This window comes from Variovorax sp. Root434 (genome assembly GCF_001426595.1).
GTDB lineage: Bacteria > Pseudomonadota > Gammaproteobacteria > Burkholderiales > Burkholderiaceae_C > Variovorax.
Map to the genome: position 1 here is coordinate 345,020 of NZ_LMEK01000022.1, position 24,015 is coordinate 369,034.

The 24,015-nt window shown below is 67.2% G+C and carries 20 protein-coding genes and 1 riboswitch; of the genes, 11 read left to right on the plus strand and 9 right to left on the minus strand.

The window, feature by feature from the left end; genetic code table 11:
- Positions 1-4: 4 nt before the first annotated feature.
- Positions 5-799: a TlyA family RNA methyltransferase gene (locus ASD05_RS19135; protein ID WP_056595587.1), complete on the minus strand. Its 795-nt coding sequence runs from the start codon at positions 797-799 to the stop codon at positions 5-7.
- A 10-nt stretch (positions 800-809) separates the two neighbouring features.
- Positions 810-2,249, minus strand: coding sequence for an adenosylhomocysteinase (gene ahcY / locus ASD05_RS19140; protein WP_056595590.1), 1,440 nt, complete (start codon positions 2,247-2,249; stop codon positions 810-812).
- A 65-nt stretch (positions 2,250-2,314) separates the two neighbouring features.
- Positions 2,315-2,383: riboswitch (S-adenosyl-L-homocysteine riboswitch) on the minus strand.
- Between the two features lie 196 nt (positions 2,384-2,579).
- Here ahcY and phaP point away from each other — a divergent pair.
- The 3 genes from phaP (at position 2,580) to ASD05_RS19155 (ending at position 7,025) form a co-directional block, all read left to right on the plus strand.
- Complete coding sequence (gene phaP, locus ASD05_RS19145; protein WP_056595593.1) at positions 2,580-3,074, plus strand: TIGR01841 family phasin; 495 nt, start codon at positions 2,580-2,582, stop codon at positions 3,072-3,074.
- Between the two features lie 231 nt (positions 3,075-3,305).
- The gene (locus tag ASD05_RS19150; RefSeq protein ID WP_235508035.1) at positions 3,306-5,240 is read left to right on the plus strand and encodes a serine protease; all 1,935 of its coding nucleotides are present in this window, start codon (positions 3,306-3,308) and stop codon (positions 5,238-5,240) included.
- 111 nt (positions 5,241-5,351) lie between these two features.
- The gene (locus ASD05_RS19155) at positions 5,352-7,025 is read left to right on the plus strand and encodes a peptide chain release factor 3 (protein WP_056595598.1); all 1,674 of its coding nucleotides are present in this window, start codon (positions 5,352-5,354) and stop codon (positions 7,023-7,025) included.
- 65 nt (positions 7,026-7,090) lie between these two features.
- On the opposite strand, the gene ASD05_RS19160 is transcribed toward ASD05_RS19155, so the two are convergent.
- Genes ASD05_RS19160 through ASD05_RS19170 form a run of 3 tightly spaced genes read right to left on the minus strand, consistent with a single transcriptional unit; the run spans position 7,091 to position 9,743 of the window.
- The gene (locus ASD05_RS19160; protein WP_056595600.1) at positions 7,091-7,894 is read right to left on the minus strand and encodes an ABC transporter permease; all 804 of its coding nucleotides are present in this window, start codon (positions 7,892-7,894) and stop codon (positions 7,091-7,093) included.
- Between the two features lie 5 nt (positions 7,895-7,899).
- Positions 7,900-8,751, minus strand: a complete 852-nt coding sequence (locus ASD05_RS19165) for an ABC transporter permease (protein ID WP_056595602.1) — start codon at positions 8,749-8,751, stop codon at positions 7,900-7,902.
- Positions 8,748-9,743, minus strand: a complete 996-nt coding sequence (locus tag ASD05_RS19170) for an ATP-binding cassette domain-containing protein (RefSeq protein ID WP_056595605.1) — start codon at positions 9,741-9,743, stop codon at positions 8,748-8,750. Before ASD05_RS19170 ends, ASD05_RS19165 begins: the two co-directional genes overlap by 4 nt.
- A gap of 94 nt (positions 9,744-9,837) precedes the next feature.
- Here ASD05_RS19170 and ASD05_RS19175 point away from each other — a divergent pair, with 94 nt between their 5' ends.
- Entirely contained in the window at positions 9,838-10,677 is an 840-nt protein-coding gene (locus ASD05_RS19175; RefSeq protein ID WP_056595608.1) for an HAD-IIB family hydrolase, read from the plus strand.
- 36 nt (positions 10,678-10,713) lie between these two features.
- Here the strand turns inward: ASD05_RS19175 and ASD05_RS19180 are convergent, their stop codons facing one another.
- The 4 genes from ASD05_RS19180 to ASD05_RS19195 form a co-directional block, all read right to left on the minus strand.
- Complete coding sequence (locus ASD05_RS19180) at positions 10,714-11,688, minus strand: Bug family tripartite tricarboxylate transporter substrate binding protein (protein WP_056595611.1); 975 nt, start codon at positions 11,686-11,688, stop codon at positions 10,714-10,716.
- A gap of 128 nt (positions 11,689-11,816) precedes the next feature.
- On the minus strand, positions 11,817-12,857 hold the full coding sequence (locus ASD05_RS19185; RefSeq protein ID WP_056595614.1) for a histone deacetylase family protein: 1,041 nt from the start codon (positions 12,855-12,857) through the stop codon (positions 11,817-11,819).
- A gap of 7 nt (positions 12,858-12,864) precedes the next feature.
- Positions 12,865-13,914 carry an ornithine cyclodeaminase gene (locus ASD05_RS19190; RefSeq protein ID WP_056595617.1) on the minus strand — a complete coding sequence of 350 codons (1,050 nt, stop codon included), beginning with the start codon at positions 13,912-13,914 and terminating at the stop codon, positions 12,865-12,867.
- Positions 13,915-14,049: 135 nt separating this feature from the next.
- The gene (locus ASD05_RS19195) at positions 14,050-15,462 is read right to left on the minus strand and encodes a PLP-dependent aminotransferase family protein (RefSeq protein ID WP_056595620.1); all 1,413 of its coding nucleotides are present in this window, start codon (positions 15,460-15,462) and stop codon (positions 14,050-14,052) included.
- A gap of 163 nt (positions 15,463-15,625) precedes the next feature.
- On the opposite strand from ASD05_RS19195, the gene gabT reads away from it, so the two are divergent.
- The 7 genes from gabT (at position 15,626) to ASD05_RS19230 (ending at position 23,988) form a co-directional block, all read left to right on the plus strand.
- Entirely contained in the window at positions 15,626-16,918 is a 1,293-nt protein-coding gene (gene gabT / locus ASD05_RS19200; protein WP_056595623.1) for a 4-aminobutyrate--2-oxoglutarate transaminase, read from the plus strand.
- 27 nt (positions 16,919-16,945) lie between these two features.
- Complete coding sequence (locus ASD05_RS19205; protein WP_056595627.1) at positions 16,946-18,040, plus strand: ABC transporter ATP-binding protein; 1,095 nt, start codon at positions 16,946-16,948, stop codon at positions 18,038-18,040.
- A gap of 55 nt (positions 18,041-18,095) precedes the next feature.
- Positions 18,096-19,124, plus strand: coding sequence for an ABC transporter substrate-binding protein (locus ASD05_RS19210; protein WP_056595630.1), 1,029 nt, complete (start codon positions 18,096-18,098; stop codon positions 19,122-19,124).
- Positions 19,125-19,178: 54 nt separating this feature from the next.
- The gene (locus ASD05_RS19215) at positions 19,179-20,402 is read left to right on the plus strand and encodes an ABC transporter permease (protein ID WP_414930054.1); all 1,224 of its coding nucleotides are present in this window, start codon (positions 19,179-19,181) and stop codon (positions 20,400-20,402) included.
- A 22-nt stretch (positions 20,403-20,424) separates the two neighbouring features.
- Entirely contained in the window at positions 20,425-21,243 is an 819-nt protein-coding gene (locus tag ASD05_RS19220; protein ID WP_056595636.1) for an ABC transporter permease, read from the plus strand.
- An 11-nt stretch (positions 21,244-21,254) separates the two neighbouring features.
- A complete protein-coding gene (speB, locus tag ASD05_RS19225; RefSeq protein ID WP_056595924.1) occupies positions 21,255-22,214 on the plus strand; it encodes an agmatinase in 960 nt (319 codons plus the stop codon).
- A gap of 295 nt (positions 22,215-22,509) precedes the next feature.
- Entirely contained in the window at positions 22,510-23,988 is a 1,479-nt protein-coding gene (locus ASD05_RS19230) for an NAD-dependent succinate-semialdehyde dehydrogenase (RefSeq protein ID WP_056595638.1), read from the plus strand.
- Positions 23,989-24,015 lie beyond the last annotated feature (27 nt).

Sequence of the window (24,015 nt, forward strand, 5' to 3'; positions counted from 1 at the left end):
CTCCTTAGGAACCGTCGTTCGCGTCGTGAACAGCGCGAACGGCGTGAATGAAAAACTCGCGGTTGCCGTCGCCCCCGGCGATCGGGCTGTCGAACCATTGCAGCACCCGCAGACCCAGCGCCTCGCAGGCATCGTGCAGGCGCTTCTCGACCACCGCGTACATCGACTCGTCGCGCACGATGCCGCCCTTGCCGACCTGGCCGGGCTGCAGCTCGAACTGCGGCTTCACCAACATCAGCAGGTGGCCGTCGTCGGCCAGGAACTCGACGACCGCCGGCAGCACCAGCGTGAGCGAGATGAACGACAGGTCGCCGACGATCAGGTCGAAGCGCAGATCGAATGGTTCCCCGCCCTCCTCCTGCAAGTCGTCGGCCGAGAGCGCGCGTGCATTGACGCCTTCGATGGGGACCACGCGTTCGTCCTCGCGCAGCTTCGCATGCAGCTGCCCGTGGCCGACATCCACGCCGACCACTTTGGCGGCACCGCGCTGCAGCAGGCAGTCGGTGAAACCGCCGGTCGACTGGCCCACGTCGAGGCACAGCTTGCCGGAGGGATCGACACCGCTCACGGCGAGCGCACCTTCGAGCTTGAGCCCGCCGCGCGACACGTACCGGGCCTCGGCCGCATCGACCAGTTCGAGCTCGGCCGATTCGGGCACGTCGTCCTTGTTCTTGGCGACCGAGCGCCACGCGTCGCTGGTGCCCGCGTCGCGCCAGCGCAAGCCGCCGGCAATCAGCCGCACAGCCTGCGAACGCGACGCGGCCAGGCCGCGCTCTACCAACAGTTGATCGGCGCGCATGCGCTGTCGATCAGTAGCGGTACGTGTCCGGCTTGTACGGACCGTTCTTGCTCACGCCGATGTAGGCGGCCTGTGCGTCCGTCAGCTCGGTGAGCATGGCGCCGACCTTCTTCAGGTGCAGGCGCGCGACCTTCTCGTCGAGGTGCTTGGGCAGCACGTAGACCTTGCCGGCCTGGTAGGCATCGGGCTTGGTGAACAGCTCGATCTGGGCGATGGTCTGGTTGGCGAACGACGACGACATCACGAAGCTCGGATGGCCCGTGCCGCAGCCCAGGTTCACGAGGCGGCCCTTGGCCAGCAGGATGATCTTCTTGCCGTCCGGGAAGGTGATGTGGTCGACCTGCGGCTTGATCTCTTCCCACTCGTACTTCTCGATCGACGCGACGTCGATCTCGTTGTCGAAGTGGCCGATGTTGCAGACGATGGCCTGGTCCTTCATCTTGACCATCGTGTCGTGCGTGATGACGTCCTTGTTGCCGGTGGTGGTCACGAAGATGTCAGCCTTGTCGGCAGCGTATTCCATCGTCACGACCTTGTAGCCTTCCATCGCGGCCTGCAGCGCGTTGATCGGGTCGATCTCGGTCACCCACACCTGCGCGCTCAATGCACGCAGTGCCTGGGCGGAGCCCTTGCCCACGTCGCCGTAGCCGGCCACGCAGGCCACCTTGCCGGCGATCATCACGTCGGTCGCGCGCTTGATGCCGTCCACCAGCGACTCGCGGCAGCCGTACAGGTTGTCGAACTTGCTCTTGGTGACCGAGTCGTTCACGTTGATGGCGCGGAACAGCAGCGTGCCCTTGGCGCTCATCTCGTTCAGGCGGTGCACGCCGGTGGTCGTCTCTTCGGTCACGCCGATGATCTCGGCCGACTTGCGGGTGTACCAGGTGTCGTCCACGGCCAGCTTGGCCTTGATGGCGGCGAACAGGATGCGCTCTTCCTCGCTGGTCGGGTTGGCGAGCACACCCAGGTCCTTCTCGGCGCGCTGGCCCAGGTGCATGAGCAGCGAGGCGTCGCCGCCGTCGTCCAGGATCATGTTCGGGCCTTCGCCCTTCGAGCCCTTGGGGCCGAAGTCGAAGATGGCGTGCGTGTAGTCCCAGTAGTCCTTCAGCGACTCGCCCTTGATGGCGAACACCGGCGTGCCTGCGGCGGCGATGGCCGCGGCGGCGTGGTCCTGCGTCGAGAAGATGTTGCACGAGGCCCAGCGCACGGTGGCGCCCAGGGCTTGCAGGGTCTCGATCAGCACGGCCGTCTGGATGGTCATGTGCAGCGAGCCCGTGATGCGCGCGCCCTTGAGCGGCTGCGCCTTCGAGAACTCCTCGCGGATGGCCATCAGGCCGGGCATCTCGGTTTCCGCGATCTTGATTTCCTTGCGGCCCCAGGCAGCGAGGGACAGGTCAGCAATCGCCTGGTCGGCGGTCGAAACGGGGGTGGGCTTGAGAACAGCGCTCATGGGAACTCCAACAAAGCTGGTTTGAAAGATGCCACTGCCTACGGGGAAAGACTCACCGCGAGAACAGCGGGTGAGCGTGGTTGCGATGTGGTCCGAGCCTCACGCCTGATGGCGCTGCAACGCTCCTCGGAACGGCGGATTGTAGACGGGGCAACAGGGCCAGCCAACCGCTCGGGTATCCCACATCAGGTAAAGCACGTTCGCCACGACCAAGGGAAATCCCGCAGGCAAATATTCCTGACTGGCACCCCCCGCGATGCCTGCCCGGCGTATCGTGGCACCGGTTCTTGTCACCCTTCCCCGTTCACACGACACCAGGAGATAGCGCCCATGGCCACTGCCAAGAAAGCCGCCGCGAAGAAGACCACTGCCAGCAGCAGCAACACCAAGGAGGCTCCCAATGCCGCCGAGATGCTCAACCCGCTGAAGAACCTCAAGGCCATGACCGACCGCCTGCAAGAACTCAATCTGACCGGTGGCGCGAGCAAACTGCTCGAAAGCGGACAAAAGGACCTTCAGGCGCTGATGCAGGCGAATGAGAAGTCCTACCAGGGACTGCAGACCGTGGTGCAGCGACAGACGGAAATGATCAAGAGCGCCATTGCCGAGTGGCAGACGGCCGCCAAGGAAATGCCCGGCAAGGATGCCAAGGCCAACCTCGCCAAGCTCGACGAACTCGGCCGCCAATCGTTCCAGCGCGCGATCGACGACATCAAGGAACTGGCCAATCTCGCCGCCAAGTCGCAGGCCGATGCCTTCGACCTGGTGCGCCAGCGCATACAGGCCAATGTGGACGAAGTAACCAAGATGCTTCAGCGCAAATAGAACCTTGATGTAGTAATTATTTAGTTTTGGTTCTTTTTAGACAGCGCCACCTGATCGGGCGATCCAAGCACGGATTTGTGGCGAAATTTCGCATTTCCGTGCCATTTGCACAGCAGACACACAGCGAATTTTAAAGAAAGGCCTTGCCTTACCGGACAATTGCGTGTCAATACGTAACGTCCAGGGAGGCAAGGTATGCGCGCAAGCGTCGGAATAAGTTTGAGCACGGTCATGCTGTCAGTTCTGCTGACCGCATGTGGAGGATCAAGCAGCGGCGGTGGATCTGTCCCATCCGCCGCGGTGTCGGGCTCCGACACGGCAGTCAAGACTGCGGAGCCGAGCCCTCCCGCCAGCGCTGCCCCCGCACTGATCGAGTCGAGGGTGCAGTCGCCGGAACTCGCGGCAACCGACGTCAGCCCCTTCAAGGACCGTCCCGTGGGACGCGCCCCGACGCCACGGCATGTGGTTCTGCCAGCACTTCCGCCAGAGAGCGCCGTTCCCCTGAAGTCGGCCCCCGCGATCTTCGGCACTCCCACCAAGATCGGTGTTGCACGCCGGATCGCTGAAACTGCGAACGTCCAGGCGGTGTCCAGCATGATGAGTTGGACGCCTTCGGAACGGGGAGGCAAAGTGGCCGCTTTGCGATTCGCATCACCGAATGCAAGAGGTGTTCGCATCGGCCTGCGTGTCGAGAGCCTTCCCCCGGGCACCATGGTGCGCTTCTACGGCGACGCGAGTCCAAAGATCTACGAGGTGTCCGCGCAGGAAATCCTCACGGCCATTCAGCGCAATCTCGACGCAGGCGATTCGAGCGACAACGCGCGCACCTATTGGTCGCCCAACATGGGCGGTGAAGCTCTCACCGTCGAGATCGAGGTCCCACCCAACGCCGTGCTCGAAGCGGTCAAGGTGGCGGTGCCCATGCTGTCGCATGTGTCCATCGACATCACCAAGCAGGACTCGCTGGAAAAAGTGGGTGAAGCCGGCTCATGCAATCAGGACGTTACCTGCGCCTCCCAATACAACACCCTCAGCAAGTCCGTGGCGTTGATGGACTTCATCGACAACGGGAGCAACTATGTATGCACCGGCACCTTGCTCAACGACCGCATGTCGACCGGCACGCCATATTTCCTGAGCGCAAACCATTGCATTTCCAACCAGACGGTCGCATCGACTCTCTACACCTACTGGTCCTACAAGTCCGCCAGCTGCAACAGCACGCAGGTCAGTCCTGCGCTGACCGCCATGACCTCCGGCGCCACGCTGCTCTATGCGGAGTCGACGACCGACACGTCCTTCATGCGGCTGAATTCGCAACCGCCGGCCGGTGCGCTGTTTGCCGGTTCAAGCCCGTTCGACCCCAGTTCATTCGACGGCATTCAGGGCGTCTATGGCGTGCATCACCCTAAAGGTGATTTGCAGAAGTACAGTGAAGGCGACTATCTCGGAACCGCGGCTTGTGCAAATTCGAGTTGCTCTTCTTCAACAGGAAGCAACGGCAAGTTTCTGGCAGTGAGATGGAATCGGGGCGTGACCGAGGGCGGCAGTAGTGGGTCGGGGCTGTTCCGGAGACTCAATGGCAAAGACTATCTCGTCGGGCAATTGTGGGGCGGAGCGTCTTCGTGCAGCCAGCCCGGCGGGTATGACTTCTACGGGCGCTTCGATCTCCCCTTCAACGCCGCGCTGCAGCCGTGGCTCAACGCACCTTCCACGACGGTGCGTACGACCATCTACCGCTTCTACAACACCAGAACAGGCGCGCACTTCTACACCTCCAACGTGCCGGAGCGCGACCTCGTCATCACAAAGCTGCCTGAGTACAACTACGAAGGTCCTGCCTTCTTCGCGTTTGCTGCCGCAGCATCAGGCACCAGCCCGGTTTATAGGTTCTACAACACGCGCACCGGCGCGCACTTCTACACGATCAGCGAGCAGGAGCGCGCTAATGTGCAGGCGACCTTGCCCTGGTATTCGTACGAGGGCGTGGCCTGGTACGCCAACACCTCGCAGGCCGGCGGTGCCACCCCGATGTTCCGGTTCTACCAAACGAAGGTCCAAACTCACTTCTACACAATCAACGCAAGCGAGCGGGACAGCGTCCAACAGAATCTTCCGATGTACACCTACGAAGGGATTGCGTATTTCGGTTGGACGAACCTTTGATCCACGCAGCGCCGCGGCTACGCGGCGCCACCGGATCGGGTGTTCGATCATGAAATTCACTGCCACGGCAGGCCTTGAGCGGGGAATTCAGCACGGGCTCGCCGCTGGCAGATGCACATCTGCGAAAATCGCGGGTTCCCTGGAGTTCCCGTGTCATCCCCCTTCCTTGCCGAAACCCGCCGCCGCCGCACCTTCGCGATCATTTCCCATCCTGACGCCGGCAAGACCACGCTGACTGAAAAGCTGCTGCTGTTCTCCGGCGCGATCCAGATCGCCGGCTCGGTCAAGGCGCGCAAGGCCTCGCGCCACGCCACCTCCGACTGGATGGAAATCGAAAAGCAGCGCGGCATCTCGGTGGCCTCGTCGGTCATGCAGATGCTGTATCGCGACCACGTGATCAACCTGCTCGACACGCCCGGCCACAAGGACTTCTCCGAAGACACCTACCGCGTGCTGACGGCCGTCGACTCGGCGCTGATGGTGATCGATGCCGCCAACGGCGTGGAAGCGCAGACGCGCCGGCTGATCGAGGTCTGCCGCCAGCGCGACACGCCCATCATCACCTTCGTCAACAAGATGGACCGCGAAGTGCGCGAGCCGCTGGACATCCTCGACGAAGTGGAGCGCGAGCTCGGCATGCCCTGCGTGCCGATGACCTGGCCGGTCGGCCAGGGCAAGAGCTTCCGCGGGATCATGAACCTGCGCACGCAGGCGATGACGGTGTTCGAGTCGGGCAGCGAGCGGCTGCCGCACGACTTCGAGACCATTCCGCTGAGCGAGCGCGACACGCTGGTCAAGCGCTTCGGCGCCGACTTCGAGCACGCCATGGAAAGCATGGAGCTGGCCACCGGCGCCTCCCCCACCTGGGACCGCGAAGCCTTCCTGGCCGGCAAGCAGACGCCTGTGTTCTTCGGCTCCGGCGTGAACAACTTCGGCGTGATGGAAGTGCTCGACGCGCTGGTCGACCTCGCGCCCTCGCCGCAATCACGCACCAGCACCACGATGGTCAACCGCCAGCCGGTGGTGAAGGAGATCCAGCCCGAGGACAAGGATTTCGCGGGCGTGGTCTTCAAGGTGCAGGCCAACATGGACGCCAACCACCGCGACCGCATCGCCTTCGTGCGCATGGCCTCGGGCAAGTACACGCCGGGCATGAAGCTCAAGGTGCAGCGCACCTCGAAGGAGCTGCGCCCGACCAGTGTGGTGACCTTCATGAGCCAGCGCCGCGAGGCGGTCGAAGAGGCCTACGCGGGCGACATCGTGGGCTTCACCACGCACGGCGGCGTGCAGCTGGGCGACACCATCACCGACGGCGCGAGCCTGCAGTTCACCGGGCTGCCCTTCTTCGCGCCCGAGCTGTTCATGACCGTGATCCTCAAGAACCCGCTGCGCACCAAGCAGCTCCAGCAGGGCTTGGCCCAGCTCGGCGAGGAAGGTGCGATCCAGGTGTTCCGTCCCGAGGTCGGCGGGCCGATGCTGCTGGGTGCCGTGGGGCAGCTGCAGTTCGAAGTGGTGCAGCACCGGCTGAAGGCCGAGTACGACGCCGACGTGCGGCTCGAAGGCTGCCAGTACACGGGCGCGCGCTGGATCACGGCCGACACGCCGGCCGAGCTGCGCGAGTTCGTCAACGCCTATCCGGTGCGCATGGCCAAGGATGCGGCGGACACGCTGGCCTTTTTGTGCACCTCACCTTACGACGTGCGGCTGGCGCAGGAGCGCTTTCCGAAGATCCACTTCCATCCGCTGCGCGAGCACGCGGGGCTGGCGCTGCAGAGCGCGGGGTAGAAGGCGAGAGCGGACTTCGGACGCAGAGGGGACGCGAAGGTCCGGCGAAGTACGCAAAGATCCACTCAGCTGCCAGTAGACGCATAGCGGCGCAACCCGAAGCGCCACACCCCGAATGCTGCCGCGAGAAACACGAACCCCGCGAGCGGCGACACCCAGCCCACCCACACCGGCGCGCCCAGCGGATCGGGCTTGCCCAGGATCGACAGCGCCGGGTAATAGGCCACGCAGGCCAGCGGCACGATGAAGGTCAGCACGCGGCGGAACCACTGCGCATAGAGCGCCAGCGGGTACTGCGCCGCCTGCACGCCGCCGTAAGTCAGCACGTTGGCGATCTCCAGGCTCTCCACGGTCCAGAACGACAGCGTGCCCTGCAGCACCAGGATGCCGAGGAACAGCGCAACGCCACCGGCCATGGCGAACAGTGCGATCACTACGGCGCCCGGCGTCCACGCGATGCCGGCCTGGTGCGTGGCGAACGCGACCACCGCCAGGCCCTGCAGCAAGCGGCCGATGCGGCTCAAGCGGAAGTCGTTGCCCATCAGCTGCAGCGCGAGCGGACGCGGACGCAGAAGCAGGCGATCGAAGGCCCCGGTGCGCAGGAACTCGGTGCCGAGCACGTCGAAGCCGCGGCCCAGAGCATCGGCCAGTGCGAACATGCAGTTCACCAGGCCGTAGAACAGCGCCACCTCGCCGATGCGCCAGCCCTGCACGTCGCCGAAGCGGTGGAACAGCGCCCACACGGCGATCACCTCGATGCCGGTGCCGAGGAACTGGCCAACGGTCAACATCAGCGCCGAGGCCGGGTAGCGCGCCTGTCCACCGATGGACGCACCCACCAGCCGGAAGAAGAGCGGAAGCGATCCCATCGCGCTCACCCGCCCTGTACCTGGAGGCCGCGCATCGTGCGTCCCATCGCGAAATGGCCGAAGGACACGAGTAACGCGATCCAGAAAGCCTGCAACCCCAGCCCGCCGACGGCCTGCCAGCCCTGCAGCTGCCCGAAGTACAAGCGCGCCGGAATGTCCATCAGCCCGGCCAGCGGCTGCATCAGCAGCGCGGTCTGCCAGCCATCGGGCAGCATCGCGAGCGGCAGCAGGTTGCCCGAGAGCACGATGACCACCGGCGTGGCCACCGCGCTGATGCCTCGTTCGTTGAGCGCGGCGGTGGCCGCCACGTTCAGCAGCATCACCATCGACGTCGAGAGCAGCAGCGCGAGGACGGCCGACAGCGCGAAGGCGAGCCCCGCTGCCACACCCGCCGGCAGCTGCCATGCCCATTCGCCCAGGCCGGCCAGCGGCAGCGCGACCATCGCGAAGACCGCCATCAGCGCAATACGCGGCAGCACGCGCGCCGCAATCCACCCGGCGCTGCGCGCGAACCACAGCGCATAGGCATCGACGGGCCGAAGCCGGTCGTAGGCGACGGCGCCGGTGCGCACCGCCTGCCCCACTTCCGGGTCGCCCAGCCAGGGCAGCAGCACGAGCAATCCCTGCGCGAGCCACGTATAGGTGATGGCCTGCGCGAGCGACATCGAACTGCTCGCGCCCGTGGTGGCCGCGTGGCCGTAGAAGGCCGCGAACACCATCACCTTGATGCCGCCCCACCAGCACTGCGTGGCGAAACCGGCGAGCGCGGCGGTGCGGTACTGCAGCATCTGCAGGAAGCGCGACGCGAAGGCCGCGAGGTAGGGCCGCGCAAGATCGCGCGGGCTGGTCGCCGTCATGCCTCGGCCGCTCCGTGCATGGCATAGAAGCGCGCGATGACGGCTTCGATCGCCAGGCCTTCCAGGCGAATGTCTTCCACCGCGTGCGCGGCCGCGATGCGCGCGATCAAGGCTGGCGCGGCGGTCTGCGCCGGATCGAAGTCGAGCACCAGCGTCTGCCCGTCGCGCGAATGCACCCTCGCGCCGGCCACCTGTTCCGGCAGCTCGGCATCCTGCGCGAAATCGACCACCAGCCGCCGCTCCGCCATCACCTGCGCGCGCAGCGCCTCGACCGGGCTGTCGGCCAGCACGCGGCCGTGGCCGATGATGATCACGCGCCGGGCCAGCGCCTCGATGTCGTGCATGTCGTGCGTGGTCAGCAGCACGGTGGTACCGCGCTCGCGATTGGCGCGGCGCACGAAGTCGCGCACCGCCAGCTTCGACGGTGCATCGAGCCCGATGGTCGGCTCGTCGAGGAACAGGATGTCGGGCTCGTGCAGCAGCGCCGCAGCGATCTCCGCGCGCATGCGCTGGCCCAGCGAGAGCTGGCGCACCGGCTGCGCGAGCACGCGCTCCAGGTTCAGCAGCGCCACCAGCTCGTCGCGCATGCGGCGGTAGCGCGCGGGGTCCACGCGGTAGATGTCGCGCAGCAGGTCGAAGCCGTCGCCCACGGGCAGGTCCCACCACAGCTGCGTGCGCTGGCCGAAGACCACGCCGATGCGCGCCACGTGGCGCTCGCGGTCGGCGAAGGGATCGCGGCCGTCGATCTCCACGCGTCCGCCGTCTGGCCGCAGGATGCCCGAGAGGATCTTGATGGTGGTCGACTTGCCCGCGCCGTTCGGCCCGATGAAGCCCAGCAGCTCGCCGCGCTCCAGCGAGAACGACACGCCCGACAGCGCCTCCACCGTGCGATGGCGGCGCCGCACGAGGCCGCGCAGCGCGCCCATCACGCCTGGGTCGCGCTCGGAGATGCGGTAGGACTTGCGGAGGTCGTCGACGAGGATGTGGGGCATGGAGGGCGCCGCGCCGGCCTCGAAGGCACAGCGGGGGCGGGATGCTACACGAAAGCCCCGGTACGATCGCCGCTCTCCCAGCATTCCCCGCTCCATGCCTTCCCTGCCCTCCTCGCCGCACCATCTTCTTCCGCTGACCCGATGGCCCGAGGCCGCGCGCGGCGCGCTCGTCGGCGTCTTCACCGACATCGACGACACGCTGACGCACGAGGGCGCCATCACGCCCGATGCGTTGCGCGCGCTGGGCGATCTCAAGGCGGCGGGGCTTTCGGTGGTGGCGATCACGGGCCGGCCGGTGGGCTGGAGCCTGCCCTTCGTCAACGCCTGGCCCGTCGATGCCATCGTGGCGGAGAACGGCGCGGTGGCGCTGCTGCCCTCGGCCGACGGCCGCGTCGAGAAGCGCTACCAGCAGGACGAGCCCACGCGCGTCGCCAACTTCGCGCGCATTCAGGCGGTGCTGGAACGCATCGAGCGCGAGCTGCCGGGCGTGGGCCGCGCCACCGACTCGCCGGGGCGCGAGACCGACATCGCCATCGACCACAGCGAATTCGTGCAGCTGAGCGACGCCACGATCGCGCAGGTGGTGGCGCTGATGCGCGGCGAGGGCATGCACGCCACCGTCAGCAGCATCCACGTCAACGGCTGGTACGGCGACAACGACAAGCTGGAAGGCGCGCGCTGGATCGTGCGCGAACTGTGGGGCCGCGCGCTCGACGGCGAGATGGACCGCTGGGCCTACGTGGGCGACTCCACCAACGACCAGCTGATGTTCCGCAGCTTCGCGCACAGCATTGGCGTGGCGAACGTCGCGCGCTTCGTGCCGCAGCTGGAACACCTGCCGCGCTATGTGACGCAGGGCGAGCGCGGTGCGGGGTTTGCCGAGGCAGCGCGCGCGATCATCCTGGCGCGCCCGCGCCTCGACACTGCTGGCTGACCCGGCTGACGGGCGATCCGGACTAAAGCCGCAGGCTTACTTCTCCTTCGCCAAGCCCAGCTTCTCGATCACCACCTTCTCCCGCACCACCGTGTCCTGCGCAAACTTGGTGTACTGCGCCGAGCTCATGTAGTTAGGCAGCATGTCGTAGCGCCCCAGCGCCGCCACGTAGCTCGGCTCTTCCATCGCCTGCTTGAACGCGTCGTGCAGCTTCTTCACCACCTCGGGCGGCGTGCCCTTGGGGGCGCCGATGCCGAAGGGCGAGTTCTGCACCACGTCGTAGCCAAGCTCCTTGAGCGTGGGCGCATCGGGGAACTTGGCCAGGCGCTTCTCGCCCCAGGTGTTCAGCACGCGCAGCTTGCCGGCCTCGACCTGCGGCGCAAAGCCGGTGCTGTCGGCGGCAGCCATGAGCTGGCCGCTGACCACCGCGAGCATCAGGTCGGCACTGCCCTTGTAGGGCACGTGCTGCAGCTCGATGCCGGCCTTCTGCGCGACGATCTCCGTCGTCAGGTGCGGGCTGGTGAGGTTGCCGGTGGAGCCGTACGTCAGCTTGCCGGGGTTGGCCTTGGCGTAGGCGACGAAGTCGGCCCAGGTCTTGAAGGGGCTGTTGGCGGGCACCACGATGCCGAAGGCATAGCCCGTGACGTTGATGACGTACGTGATGTCCTTGAGCGGGTCCCAGTTGATCTTGGTGGTGTAGCCCATGCGGAACACGCCCAGCGGGATCTGCGCGACGGTGTAGCCGTCGGGCTGCGAGGTCTGCAGCGCCTGCGCGGGCAGCGTGCCGGCGGCGCCGGGCTTGTTGTCGACGATGACCGGCTGGCCGAGGATCTTGCTCGCGTTGTCGGCGAGCTGGCGCATGGTGATGTCGGTCGGGCCGCCGGCCGGAAACGCGACGATCAGCTTGATGGGCTTGGTGGGAAAACCCTGCGCGAAGGCCGCCATCGGAAAGGCGAGGCCGCAGGCGGTGAGCGTGGCGGCGGTACGGAGAAAGGTGGAGCGGCGGAGCATGGCTGACGGGGGTCCTGACTTTGAAACCGCCAATTGGGCCTCGCCCCGTTGGCGAAGGCAATCGGGGCTCCCCTGATTTCCCCGGGGAAACCCGGGCCATCGTCACACCGGAGTCGCCTGCGCGTCAGCTACGCCTGTTCGAAGCCTTCGAGCACGTTGACCGCGTTGATGCCCACCTCGGCCACCGCATAGCCGCCCTCGAAGACGAACACCGTGGGCAGGCCCGCGCGCGCGAGGTCTTCGCCCATGCGCAGATAGTCGTCACTCCCGAGCCTGAAGCCCGCGACCGGGTCGCCCTCGAAGGTGTCGACGCCGAGCGAGACCACGAGCGCGCCGGCCTTCACCGCCGCGATGCGGTCGAGCGCGGTCTTCAGCGCCGCGCGCCACGCTGTGAAGTCCGTGCCGCGCGGCAGCGGCAGGTTGTGGTTGAAGCCCTTGCCCTGCCCCGCGCCGCGCTCGTCGGCATGGCCCAGGTAGTACGGATAGTCGGTCAGCGGATCTCCGTGCAGGCTGGCGAAATGCACGTCGCTGCGCTCGTAGAAGATGGCCTGGGTGCCGTTGCCGTGGTGGTAGTCCACGTCGAGCACGGCCACGCGCTCGACGCCCGCATCGCGCAGCGCCTGCGCCGCGACCGCGGCATTGTTGAGAAAGCAGTAGCCACCGAAGAAATCGGCGCCCGCATGGTGGCCCGGTGGCCGCGTGAGCGCGAAGGCGGCGCGCTCGCCGCCAACGACGCGCTGCGCCGCGGTCCACGCGCAGGCCGCACCGTGTCGCGCCGCGGCCCAGCTGCCCGCCATCAGCGGCGTGCCGGCATCGAACGAGAACAGCCCCATGCGCGCCGGAAAGCTCTTGGGCAGCACATCGGTGCGCATGCCGCGCGTGGGCCAGTACGAAGGCAGCGCATCGCGCGACACGTTGGACGGGTCGAGCGCCACCCACTCATCCCACGCATGCGCAATGAAGTCCAGGTAGCGCGGCGCATGCACCTTCGCCAGCAGCGCCTCGTCGAAGGCATCGGGCGCCTGCAGCGCGCCGAGGCGGCGGCGCTCCAGCTCGTGTTTCACATGGTCGACGCGGGCCGGAACCTCGAAGCACGGCACGAGTTCGCCGCGGAACATTTCGACTTTGCCATGGTGAAGAACGTGCTGGTCGTTGTAGATCGTGAGCATGCCGCCATCATGCCGCACGCCGCAGCACTGTACGGCGCCGACCCGAGGCCGTGAGGCCGAACAGGTCCTTCGGGTCGTCGAGCTCGGGCACCAGCGCGATCTGCTGGCCGACGCCGCGTTCGGTCGCAATGCGCTGTATGTAGCGCAGCGCCGTGTAGTCTTCCAGCGCGAAGCCGACCGAGTCGAACAGCGTGACCTGCTCGGGAGTTTCGCGGCCGGGCACTTCGCCGAGCAGCACGCGCCACAGCTCGTGCACCGGAAAGTCGGCCCCCACCTGCTGGATCTCGCCCTCCACGCGGGTCTGCGGCTCGTACTCGACGAACACGCGCGCCTTGTGCAGCACGTCGGGGTGCAGCTCGGTCTTGCCGGGCGAATCGCCGCCCACCGCATTGATGTGCATGCCCGGCTCGATCATCTCGGGCGTGAGCACGGTCGCGCGCCCCTGGCAGGCGGTGACGGTGGTGACGATGTCGGCGCCGCGCACGGCATCCGCCACGCAGCGGGCGCGCACGATGTCCAGCGGCGTGCACACCGACAGGTGGCGCACCAGCTTGTCGGTGGCGTGCGGGTCGGTGTCGTACACGCGCACTTGCTCGATGCCCAGCAGCGCATGGAAGGCCAGCGCCTGGAACTCGCTCTGCGAGCCGTTGCCGATCAGCGCGAGGCTGCGCGAACCGGGTCGCGCCAGTGCCATGGCCGCCATCGCCGAAGTTGCGGCCGTGCGCAATGCGGTGGTGAGCGTGAGTTCCGAAAGCAGCACCGGGTAGCCCGTATCGACTTCCGCCAGCACACCGAAAGCCATGACGGTCGGCAGCCCGAGCTGGGTGTTGTTCGGATGCCCGTTGACGTACTTGAAGGCATAGGCGCCGTCGTCGGCCACCGGCATGAGTTCGATCACGCCGAGGTGCGAATGGCTGGCCACGCGCGCCTTCTTGTCGAACTCGCGCCACCGCAGGAAGTCGTCGCGCAGCGCGTCGGCCAGGGCCGTGAGGAACTGCGGAACGCCGGTCTCGTCCACCAGGCGGACCAGGCTGTGAACATCGATGAAGCGGGTCATGACATGGCTCCTTGCGTAGCCCTGCCGCGGCGCTTCATCCCCTCACATGTTTACTCCACCATGGCTGGTTCAGGATGCGCCTGCGCCAAGGGTTGAAGCCATTGTGCGCCTGCTTGCGCGGCATTGCGAGCAACGTCAGTCGTACCTGCGCTGTTCTTCGATGCTGCGCTCCAGGAAGCGCCAGAGACGCTCGTCCTCGCTGAAGGCCACGTTGAAGCGCAGCCAGCCGGTGGGATGCGGGTTGACCAGGAACAGCTGGCCCGGGCCGAGCATGATTCCCTCGGCCGCGGCGCGCCGCGAGAGCTCGGAGCTGTCGGCAATGTCGGGGTGCCGGGCCCACAGGTACATGCCGGCCGCAGGCTCATGGAACAGCTCGAAGCCCAGTCCGCTCAGCCGCCGCGCGACACTGCCATGCGCCTGCGCGAGGCGCTCGCGCAGCGCCTTGAGATGCTTGCGCCAGCGGCCGTCGGTCACGGTGCCGAAGGCCAGGCGCTCGGTGATGTCGGACGACGTGAGGCCCGAGACCATCTTGAGCTGCGCCAGCTCGTCGAGCAGCTCCGGCTGCGCGACCACGTAGCCGACACGGATGTTCGGCGAGATGGTCTTCGAATAGCTGCCCACGTAGACCACGCGGCGCAGCTGCCCCAGGCTGGCGAGCGAGGGGCGCATCGACGCGTCCATCTCGGCGTAGATGTCGTTCTCGACCAGCGTGAAGTCGTGCGCCTGGGCCAGCTGCAGCAGTTGCACCAGCTGCGGCAGCGAGGCCATCGAGCAGGTCGGGCTCTGCAGCCGAGGCTGGGTGAAGAAGGCCTTGGGCCGGTGCTGCGCGAGCAGCGCCTCGAGCGCGGGCATGTCGTAGCCCGAAGGGATGCGCGGCACGCCGATGATCTCCACGCCCAGGAAGCGCAGCATGAACATCAGGTTCGGATAGCCCGGGTCGTCCACCAGCACCGCATCGCCCGGCTTGAGCAGCCGGCGCGCGACCAGGTCCAGCGCCTGACTGGAACCCTGGGTCAGCAGGACCTGGGCGGCATCGACCACGATCTGCTGCTCCGACAGCGCCTCGGCCGTCGCCATGCGCAGCGCCATGTGGCCGAAGGGCAGGCCGTAGCCGCCGATGTCGGTGCCTTCGGAGGCGAGGTGGCGCAGGCTGCGGCGCATGCCGTCCTCGAACAGCCAGTCGTGCGGCAGCCAGCCGCAGCCGGGCTTGAGCGGCAGGTTGCGGTTCTCGAAGATCTGCTGCAGATACCAGCGGGCGTCGAAGCGCGGGTCCGGGCGGGGCGTGCTGGCCGCACCGGCGGCGCTCTCGTCGCTGCGCCGCTTGACGAAGAAACCGGCGTTGGCGCGCGAGACCAGCAGGCCCTGCGCCACCAGCCGGTCGTAGGCCTCGACCACCGTGAAAACACTGACGCCGTGCGCCGCGGCAAAGGCGCGGATCGACGGCAGCTTGCTGTCGGCCTTGAGCTTCTGGGAGCCGATCAGTCCGCGCAGCCCTTCCACGATCTGGCTTACCAGCGGCGTCGGCTGTTCGGGACGAAGAATGAGCATCGGGGGGCGTCTCCGGCAGTCCGGGCTGCACCATATTGAGGAAAGTATGTACAGGATACAAGACCAGTACAGTCTTCCGGGCGATCACTTCCGGTGTACATGGCTGGATCGATTCGCGCGACCTAGAGTGCCGGCATTCCTCCTTCAAAGCACAGGTCGTACCATGCAACGCGAACCCCATCTCAGCAATGCCGCCCTCATGGCCCGCCGCAGCGCGGCCGTCGCCCGCGGTGTGGGCCAGGCCCATGAAATCTTCGTCAGCCGCGCCGCCAACGCTGAACTGTGGGACGTCGAGGGCCGCCGCTACATCGACTTCGCCGGCGGCATCGCGGTGCTCAATACCGGCCACTGCCACCCGGAGATCAGTGCCGCCGTGAAGGCGCAGGTCGATCTCTATTCGCACACCTGCTTCCAGGTGGTGGCCTACGAGCCCTATGTGGAGCTGGCCGAGCGCCTGAACGCGCTGGCGCCGGGCGCATTCGCGAAGAAATCGATCTTCCTGAGCACGGGTGCCGAGGCGGTGGAGAACGCGGTCAAGATCGCCCGCGCCCACACGCGGCGCCCCGGCGTCATCGCCTTCACCGGCGGCTACCACGGCCGCACGATGATGACGCTCGGCCTGACCGGCAAGGTGGCTCCCTACAAGATCGGCTTCGGCCCCTTCCCGGGCGAGGTGTTCCATGCGCTGTACCCGAACGCGCTGCACGGCGTGAGCGTGGACGATGCCCTGCACTCGGTCGAGCTGCTGTTCAAGAACGATATCGAGCCCGAACGCGTGGCGGCCTTCATCCTGGAGCCGGTGCAGGGCGAGGGCGGTTTCTACGTGGCGCCCAACGACTTCATCGAAGGCCTGCGCGCGCTGGCGGACCGCCACGGCATCCTGATCATTGCCGACGAGGTGCAGACCGGCGCCGGCCGCACCGGCACCTGGTTCGCCAGCGAGCAGTGGCCCGTCGCGCCCGACCTGATCACCACCGCCAAGTCGATGGCGGGCGGCTTCCCGATCTCCGGCGTGGTGGGCCGCGCCGAGGTGATGGACGCTCCCGCGCCCGGCGGCCTGGGCGGCACCTATGCCGGCAGCCCCATCGGCTGCGCCGCAGCGCTCGCGGTGCTGAAAGTGTTCGACGACGAGCAGCTGCTCGCGCGCAGCCGGGCGCTGGGCGAACGGCTCACGGCCGGCCTGCGCCGCATCGCGGCCGGCGAGCCGGCCATCGGCGACGTGCGCGGGCTCGGCGCCATGGTGGCCATCGAGCTGTTCGAAGAGGGCGACACCGCGCGGCCCGACGCGGCACTGACCCGCCAGGTGGTCGCGGAGGCGGCGCGGCGCGGGTTAATCCTGCTGTCATGCGGCACCTACGGCAATGTAATTCGTGTACTGGTGCCGCTCACGGCATCCGACTTGCTTGTGGACGAAGGCCTGGCGCTTCTCGCGGACAGCTTCGCCGCGCTGCGCTGATCGACCGATCCTTTCCCGGAATCCTCCATGACAGCAGAACCCTTGGTGCGCTTCCAGCGCGTCCAGAAGACCTACGACGGCGAACACCTGGTGGTGCGACAGCTCGACCTGGACATCCACCGCGGCGAGTTCCTGAGCCTGCTCGGGCCTTCGGGGTCGGGCAAGACCACCACGCTGATGATGCTGGCGGGCTTCGAGTCGCCGACCTCGGGCGAGATCCTGCTCGACGGCAAGCCGATCACCCGCACGCCGCCGCACAAGCGCAACTTCGGCATGGTCTTCCAGAACTACGCGCTGTTTCCTCACCTGAGCGTGGGCCAGAACGTGGCCTATCCGCTCACCGTGCGCAAGGTTTCGAAAGACGAGCAGCAGCGCCGCGTGCAGCGCGCGCTCGACATGGTGCAGCTGCGCGGCATGACCGACCGCCTGCCCGGCCAGCTCTCGGGCGGCCAGCAGCAGCGTGTGGCGCTGGCGCGCGCGCTGGTGTTCGAGCCGCAGCTGGTGCTGATGGACGAGCCGCTCGGCGCGCTCGACAAGCAGTTGCGCGAGCACATGCAGCTCGAGCTCAAGGACCTGCACCGCCAGCTCGGCGTGACCTTCGTCTACGTGACGCACGACCAGGGCGAGGCGCTCACCATGAGCGACCGCGTGGCGGTGTTCAACGAAGGCGTGATCCAGCAGCTGGATACGGTCGACAAGCTCTACGAGACGCCGTCCAACCGCTTCGTGGCCGGCTTCGTCGGCGACAGCACCGTGCTCAAGGGCCAGCTGGACCGCGGCGGCGAGCACGCCGAGATGAAGCTGCCCGACGGCCGCGTGCTGCGCGGGCTCAACGTCGGCGGCGCGGCCGCGGGTGCGGCCGTGGAGGCCTGCATCCGCCCCGAGCGCGTGGTGCTGCACCGCCGGCCGGAGACGCAGGGCACCAACATGCTCGCCGCCGAGGTGGCGCGCGTCATCTACTACGGCGACCACCTGCGGCTCTTGTGCAGCGTCGGCGGCGGCCAGACCGAAGCCACCGTGAAGCTGCCGCTGGACGGCCTCGACGGCGCTGCTGCGCCGCGGGCCGGCGAAGCGGTGGTGCTCGAATTCCCCACCGCGCATGCGCGCATCTACGCCCCCTGATCCCGGTCCGTTGTTGTTCCCTCGTTTCCTTTCATCACCCAGGAAGATTTCCATCATGAAAAAGACATTCCTCGCCTGCATCGTCGCCGCCAGCTTCGCGCTGCCGGCCCTCGCCCAGCAGCAGCTCACCGTGGTCAACTTCGGCGGCGCCAACGCCAATGCCCAGAAGAAGGCCTACTACGAGCCCTACGAGAAGACCGGCACCAAGATCATCCCGGTCGAATACAACGGCGAACAGGCCAAGATCAAGGCCATGGTCGAGACGAAGAAGGTCACCTGGGACGTGGTCGAGGTCGAATCGCCCGACGCGGTGCGCGGCTGCGACGAGGGCCTGTTCGAGAAGCTCGACTATTCGAAGATTGGCAACAAGGCCGACTTCCTGCCGGCCGCCGTCACCGACTGCGGCGTGGGCCTGTTCGTGTGGTCGACCGTGATGGCCTACAACGGCGAGAAGCTCAAGACCGCGCCCACCAGCTGGGCCGACTTCTGGGACGTGAAGAAGATCCCCGGCAAGCGCGGCATGCGCAAGGGTGCGCGCTACAACCTCGAGTTCGCGCTCATGGCCGACGGCGTGAAGCCGGCCGACGTGTACAAGGTGCTCGGCACCAAGGAAGGCGCCGACCGCGCGTTCAAGAAGCTCACCGAACTCAAGCCCAACATCCAGTGGTGGGAAGCCGGTGCGCAGCCGCCGCAGTTCCTGGTGGCCGGCGACGTGGTGCTGACCACGGTGTACAACGGCCGCATCGACGCGGCCAACCGCGAAGGCCGCGACCTCAAGATCTACTGGCCGGGCGGCATCTACGACCTCGACTACCTGGTGATCCCGAAGGGCGCGCCGAACAAGGAAGCCTCGCTGAAGTACATCCAGTTCACGATGCAGCCGGCCAACCAGGCGGTCTATGCCCAGAGCATCGCCTACGGCCCCACCAACACCAAGGCGCTGGCCTCGCTCAGCCCCAAGGTGCTGGCCGACCTGCCGACCTCGGCGGCCAACGCCAAGGATGCGCTGCAGTTCAGCGTCAGCTTCTGGGCCGACCAGGGCGAGGCGCTCGAGAAGCGCTTCGCGTCCTGGGCCACGCAGTAAACGAGCGGCGCGAAAAAGGCCATGCACGCGGCAACGTCTGTCCCCCAGGTTTCGATGCAGGCTCCGCCCGGCGAGCTTCGGCGTGCGCTGGCGCGCGCCGAGGCCCGCCGCAAATGGCGCGCCTTTGCGCTCACGGTGCCGCTGCTGGTGTTTCTGCTGCTGACCTTGCTGGTGCCCATCGTGGCGCTGCTGCAGCGCGCGGTCGAGAACCCCGAGGTGGCCAATGCGCTGCCGCGCACCGTGCGTGCGCTCGACGGCTGGAACCGCAAGGAGGCGCCCGCGCCGGCGGCCTATGCCGCCATCGCGGCCGACCTCGGCCAACTGCCCGACAGCTCCGACGCCGGCGCCCTGGCGCGCCGCCTCAACACCGAGATCGCAGGCGCCCGCTCGCTGGTGATGGGCACCTTCCGGGCGCTGCCGATCACCGGCACGCCGGAAGAAGTCAAGGCGCGCATGCTGGAGCTCGACCCGCGCTGGGGCGAGGCGCCGTACTGGCAGGCGATCGCCAAGAACGGCTCGCGCTGGACGCCCGACTACCTGCTCGCCTCGGTTGATCTGCGGCGCGACGTGGCCGGCGACGTGGAGCGTATGCCCGCCGACCAGCGCGCCTTTGCGGGCATCCTGCTGCGCACCTTCCAGATCAGTGCCGTGGTCACCTTCTTCTGCCTGCTGCTGGCCTATCCGCTGGCCTGGTGGCTGTCGACGCTGCCGGCGCGCAAGGCCAACGTGCTGATGATCCTGGTGCTGGTGCCGTTCTGGACTTCCATCCTGGTGCGCGTGGCGGCCTGGATCGTGCTGCTGCAGTCCGAGGGGCTGGTCAACCGCGGCCTCATGGGCATCGGCCTGACCGACCATCCGCTGGCGCTGCTGTTCAACCGCACCGGCGTGGTCATCGCGATGGTGCACATCCTGCTGCCCTTCATGATCCTGCCGCTCTACAGCGTGATGAAGAGCGTGCCGCCCACCTACCTGCGCGCGGCCGTCTCGCTGGGCAGCTCGCCGCTGGCGGCCTTCTTCCGCGTGTACGTGCCGCAGACCTATCCGGGCATCGGCGCCGGCGCGCTGCTGGTCTTCATCCTGGCGATCGGCTACTACGTGACGCCTGCGCTGCTCGGCGGCGCGGACGACCAGATGCTGAGCTACTACATCGCGCGCTACACCAACGTGGAAATCAACTGGGGCATGGCCTGCGCGCTGGGCGCCGTGCTGCTGGTCGCCACGCTGCTGCTGTACGCCGTCTACCGCCGCATCGGCAAGGCCGAGCTGAGCCTCGGCTGAGCGGCACGAAAGACAGACAAGCATGTTCAAGCTTCCCCAATTCCCGGCCTATGCCACCTTCGCCGACAAGCTCGGCTGGTGGCTGGTGCGCGCCGGCTGCGTCGCGGTGCTGGCCTTCCTGCTGGCACCGATCCTGGTGGTGATTCCGCTGTCGTTCTCCGACAGCTCGTTTCTGGCCTACCCGATCCCGGGCTGGTCGCTGCGGTGGTATCGCAACCTCTTCGAGTCGCCCGAGTGGGCGCGCGCTGCGCGCAACAGCTTCATCGTCGCACCGGCCGCCACGGTGCTGGCCACCGTGCTGGGCACGCTGGCGGCGGTGGGCCTGTCGCGCACGAGCTTCGCCTTCAAGGGCCTGCTCATGAGCGTGCTGATCTCGCCGATGGTGGTGCCGATCGTGGTGGTGGGCGTCGCCACGTACCTCTACTTCGCGCCCATCGGGTTGGCCGACACCTACTTCGGGCTGATCGTGGTGCATGCGGCGCTGGGCGCGCCTTTCGTGCTGACCACGGTGCTCGCCACGCTGGCCGGCTTCAACCAGAACCTGGTGCGCGCATCGCTGAGCCTGGGCGAGACGCCGTTGCGGACCTTCATGCGCGTCACGCTGCCGGTGATTGCGCCGGGCGTGATCTCGGGCGCGCTGTTCGCCTTCGCCACCTCGTTCGACGAAGTGGTGGTCACGCTGTTCCTCGCGGGGCCCGACCAGGTCACGCTGCCGCGCCAGATGTTCACGGGCATCCGCGAAAACATCTCGCCCACCATCGCCGCCGTGGCGACGCTGCTGATCATCTTCACCACCACGCTGCTGCTCGCGCTCGAATGGCTGCGCGGACGGCGGCGCTGAACCCATACGCCATGCCGATCACCACCACACCGAACCAGCCGCTCGGCGGCAACACGATGCCGCGCTTCGCCGGCCCCGGCACGATGATGCGGCTGCCGGCCGCAACCTCGCCGGAGGGGCTGGACGCGGCGTTCATCGGCGTGCCGCTGGACATCGGCACTTCCAACCGCCCGGGCGCGCGCTTCGGGCCGCGCCAGATCCGCGCCGAATCGGCGCTGCTGCGGCCCTACAACATGGCCACCGGCGCGGCGCCCTTCGACAAGCTGAACGTGGCCGACCTGGGCGACGTGCCGATCAACACCTATTCGCTCGACAAGTCGATCGACATCATTTCGACCTTCTACGACTCGGTGCTGGCCGCCGGCTGCGCGCCGCTGACGCTGGGCGGCGACCACACCATCGCGCTGCCGATCCTGCGCGCGGTGGCGCGCAAGCACGGCCCGGTCGCGCTGGTGCACGTGGATGCGCATGCGGACGTGAACGACGACATGTTCGGCGAGCGCATTGCGCACGGCACACCGTTCCGCCGCGCCGTCGAGGAGGGCCTGCTGGCCTGCGACAAGGTCTGGCAGATCGGCCTGCGTGGCACCGGCTATGCGGCGGACGATTTCGACTGGCCACGCGAGCAGGGCTTCACGGTGGTGCAGGCGCACGAGGTCTGGTACCAGTCGCTCGCGCCGCTGATGGCGCAGGTGCGCGAGCGCATCGGGCCTACGCTGCCGGTCTACATCAGTTTCGACATCGACGGCATCGATCCTTCGTTCGCCGGCGGCACCGGTACGCCCGAGATCGGTGGACTCACCGTGCCGCAGGCATTGGAGATCGTGCGCGGCTGCCGTGGCCTGAACGTGGTGGGCGCCGATCTGGTGGAGGTCAGTCCGCCCTATGACGTCAGTGGGAACACTGCGCTGCTCGGGGCCAATCTTCTCTACGAAATGCTGTGCGTGCTTCCTGGGGTGCCGTTTCGGTGAGGGGCTGTTCGGGGGCGTGCACAGGCCACCGGGTACTCCCCTCCGCGAATGTCCCCCGGCCTTCGGCCTCCTCCTTTATTTCGCTGCGGGGAGCACCCGGTGCCCTGTGCACTGGACGCGCTGCTGGTGTACGGCCGATCAACGACCGCTCTGAACACGATCACGCCGATGGGGTGCCTTGCGCAGCGAAATAAAGGAGGAGGCCGAAGGCCGGGGGACATTCGCGGAGCAAGGCACCCCGTCGGCGTGATCGCGCCCCAACCCTCACCTCAACCCAAATAGAACGCAGACAACCATGAACATGAAAACCTCCCCTCTCGCACTGCTGAACGACCCGACCCTGCTCAAGACCGACGCCCTGATCGCGGGCGAGTGGGCAAAGGGCGCGGCCCGCTTCGACGTGAACGACCCCGCCACCGGACTGAAGCTGGTCGACGTGGCCAACCTCACGCGCGCGGACGCAGAGCTCGCCATTGCCGCTGCCGACAAGGCGCTCGCCGCCTGGCGCGGCAAGACCGGCAAGGAGCGCAGCATCGTGCTGCGCAAGTGGTTCGACCTGCTGACCGCCAACACCGAAGACCTCGGCCGCCTCATGACCGCCGAGCAGGGCAAGCCCTTCGCCGAGGCCAAGGGCGAGGTCGCCTACGGCGCGAGCTTCGTCGAGTGGTTCGCCGAAGAGGCCAAGCGCGTGAACGGCGAGGTGCTGCCGCAGTTCGACAACAACCGCCGCCTGCTGGTGATGAAGCAGGCCATCGGCGTGTGCGCGGCCATCACGCCGTGGAATTTTCCGCTCGCGATGATCACCCGCAAGGTGGCACCGGCGCTGGCCGCAGGCTGCACGGTGGTCATCAAGCCGGCCGAACTCACGCCGCTCACCGCACTGGCTGCGGCCGAACTGGCTATGCGCGCGGGCATTCCGCCGGGCGTGCTCAACGTGCTCACAGCCGACAGCCAGAACAGCATCGCGATCGGCAAGGCACTGTGCGAGAGCGACGTCGTGCGCCACCTGAGCTTCACCGGCTCCACCGAGGTGGGCCGCATCCTGATGAGCCAGTGCGCGCCGACGGTCAAGAAGCTGTCGCTCGAACTGGGCGGCAACGCGCCCTTCCTGGTGTTCGACGATGCGGACGTGGACTCTGCGGTCGAGGGCGCCATGGCCAGCAAGTACCGCAATGCCGGCCAGACCTGCGTGTGCGCGAACCGGCTGTATGTGCAGGACGGCATCTACGACGACTTCGTCGAGAAATTCGCGGCCAAGGTCAAGGCGCTCAAGGTCGGCAACGGCTTCGAGGACGGCGTGGTGCAGGGTCCGCTGATCGAGGATGCGGCCCTCGACAAGGTGCAGCGCCACGTCGACGATGCCGTCGCCAAGGGCGGCAAGGTGCTCGCGGGCGGCCACCGGATGCAGGGCCAGTTCTTCGAGCCGACCGTCGTTGCCGAAGCCACTTCCGACATGCTGTGCGCGCGCGAAGAAACCTTCGGCCCCTTCGCGCCCGTGTTCCGCTTCAAGACCGAGCAGGACGGCATCGACGCGGCGAACAACACCGAGTTCGGCCTCGCGAGCTACTTCTACACCCGCGACGTGGGCCGGATCTTCCGCGTGGCGGAAGCGCTGGAATACGGCATGGTCGGCATCAACGCCGGCGTGATCGCCACCGAGCATGTGCCGTTCGGCGGCGTGAAGCAGTCGGGCCTGGGCCGCGAGGGCTCGCACCACGGCATGGACGACTACGTGGAGATCAAGTACCTCTGCCTGGGCGACATCCAGAAGTAGGAAGAGAGGAGGGCGGGGCAGGCCCCG

Excerpts from the sequence above, each read along its gene's own strand:
- ASD05_RS19205 (WP_056595627.1), top strand. The coding sequence starts at position 16,946 with ATGACAGCAGAACCCTTGGTGCGCTTCCAGCGCGTCCAGAAGACCTAC.
- ASD05_RS19220 (WP_056595636.1), top strand. The coding sequence starts at position 20,425 with ATGTTCAAGCTTCCCCAATTCCCGGCCTATGCCACCTTCGCCGACAAG.
- phaP (WP_056595593.1), top strand. The coding sequence starts at position 2,580 with ATGGCCACTGCCAAGAAAGCCGCCGCGAAGAAGACCACTGCCAGCAGC.
- ASD05_RS19195 (WP_056595620.1), bottom strand. The coding sequence starts at position 15,462 with ATGCTCATTCTTCGTCCCGAACAGCCGACGCCGCTGGTAAGCCAGATC.
- ASD05_RS19155 (WP_056595598.1), top strand. The coding sequence starts at position 5,352 with ATGCACATCTGCGAAAATCGCGGGTTCCCTGGAGTTCCCGTGTCATCC.
- ASD05_RS19165 (WP_056595602.1), bottom strand. The coding sequence starts at position 8,751 with ATGACGGCGACCAGCCCGCGCGATCTTGCGCGGCCCTACCTCGCGGCC.
- ahcY (WP_056595590.1), bottom strand. The coding sequence starts at position 2,249 with ATGAGCGCTGTTCTCAAGCCCACCCCCGTTTCGACCGCCGACCAGGCG.
- speB (WP_056595924.1), top strand. The coding sequence starts at position 21,255 with ATGCCGATCACCACCACACCGAACCAGCCGCTCGGCGGCAACACGATG.
- ASD05_RS19150 (WP_235508035.1), top strand. The coding sequence starts at position 3,306 with ATGCTGTCAGTTCTGCTGACCGCATGTGGAGGATCAAGCAGCGGCGGT.
- ASD05_RS19160 (WP_056595600.1), bottom strand. The coding sequence starts at position 7,894 with ATGGGATCGCTTCCGCTCTTCTTCCGGCTGGTGGGTGCGTCCATCGGT.
- ASD05_RS19175 (WP_056595608.1), top strand. The coding sequence starts at position 9,838 with ATGCCTTCCCTGCCCTCCTCGCCGCACCATCTTCTTCCGCTGACCCGA.
- ASD05_RS19135 (WP_056595587.1), bottom strand. The coding sequence starts at position 799 with ATGCGCGCCGATCAACTGTTGGTAGAGCGCGGCCTGGCCGCGTCGCGT.
- ASD05_RS19170 (WP_056595605.1), bottom strand. The coding sequence starts at position 9,743 with ATGCCCCACATCCTCGTCGACGACCTCCGCAAGTCCTACCGCATCTCC.
- ASD05_RS19230 (WP_056595638.1), top strand. The coding sequence starts at position 22,510 with ATGAACATGAAAACCTCCCCTCTCGCACTGCTGAACGACCCGACCCTG.
- ASD05_RS19210 (WP_056595630.1), top strand. The coding sequence starts at position 18,096 with ATGAAAAAGACATTCCTCGCCTGCATCGTCGCCGCCAGCTTCGCGCTG.
- ASD05_RS19180 (WP_056595611.1), bottom strand. The coding sequence starts at position 11,688 with ATGCTCCGCCGCTCCACCTTTCTCCGTACCGCCGCCACGCTCACCGCC.
- ASD05_RS19215 (WP_414930054.1), top strand. The coding sequence starts at position 19,179 with ATGCAGGCTCCGCCCGGCGAGCTTCGGCGTGCGCTGGCGCGCGCCGAG.
- ASD05_RS19185 (WP_056595614.1), bottom strand. The coding sequence starts at position 12,857 with ATGCTCACGATCTACAACGACCAGCACGTTCTTCACCATGGCAAAGTC.
- ASD05_RS19190 (WP_056595617.1), bottom strand. The coding sequence starts at position 13,914 with ATGACCCGCTTCATCGATGTTCACAGCCTGGTCCGCCTGGTGGACGAG.
- gabT (WP_056595623.1), top strand. The coding sequence starts at position 15,626 with ATGCAACGCGAACCCCATCTCAGCAATGCCGCCCTCATGGCCCGCCGC.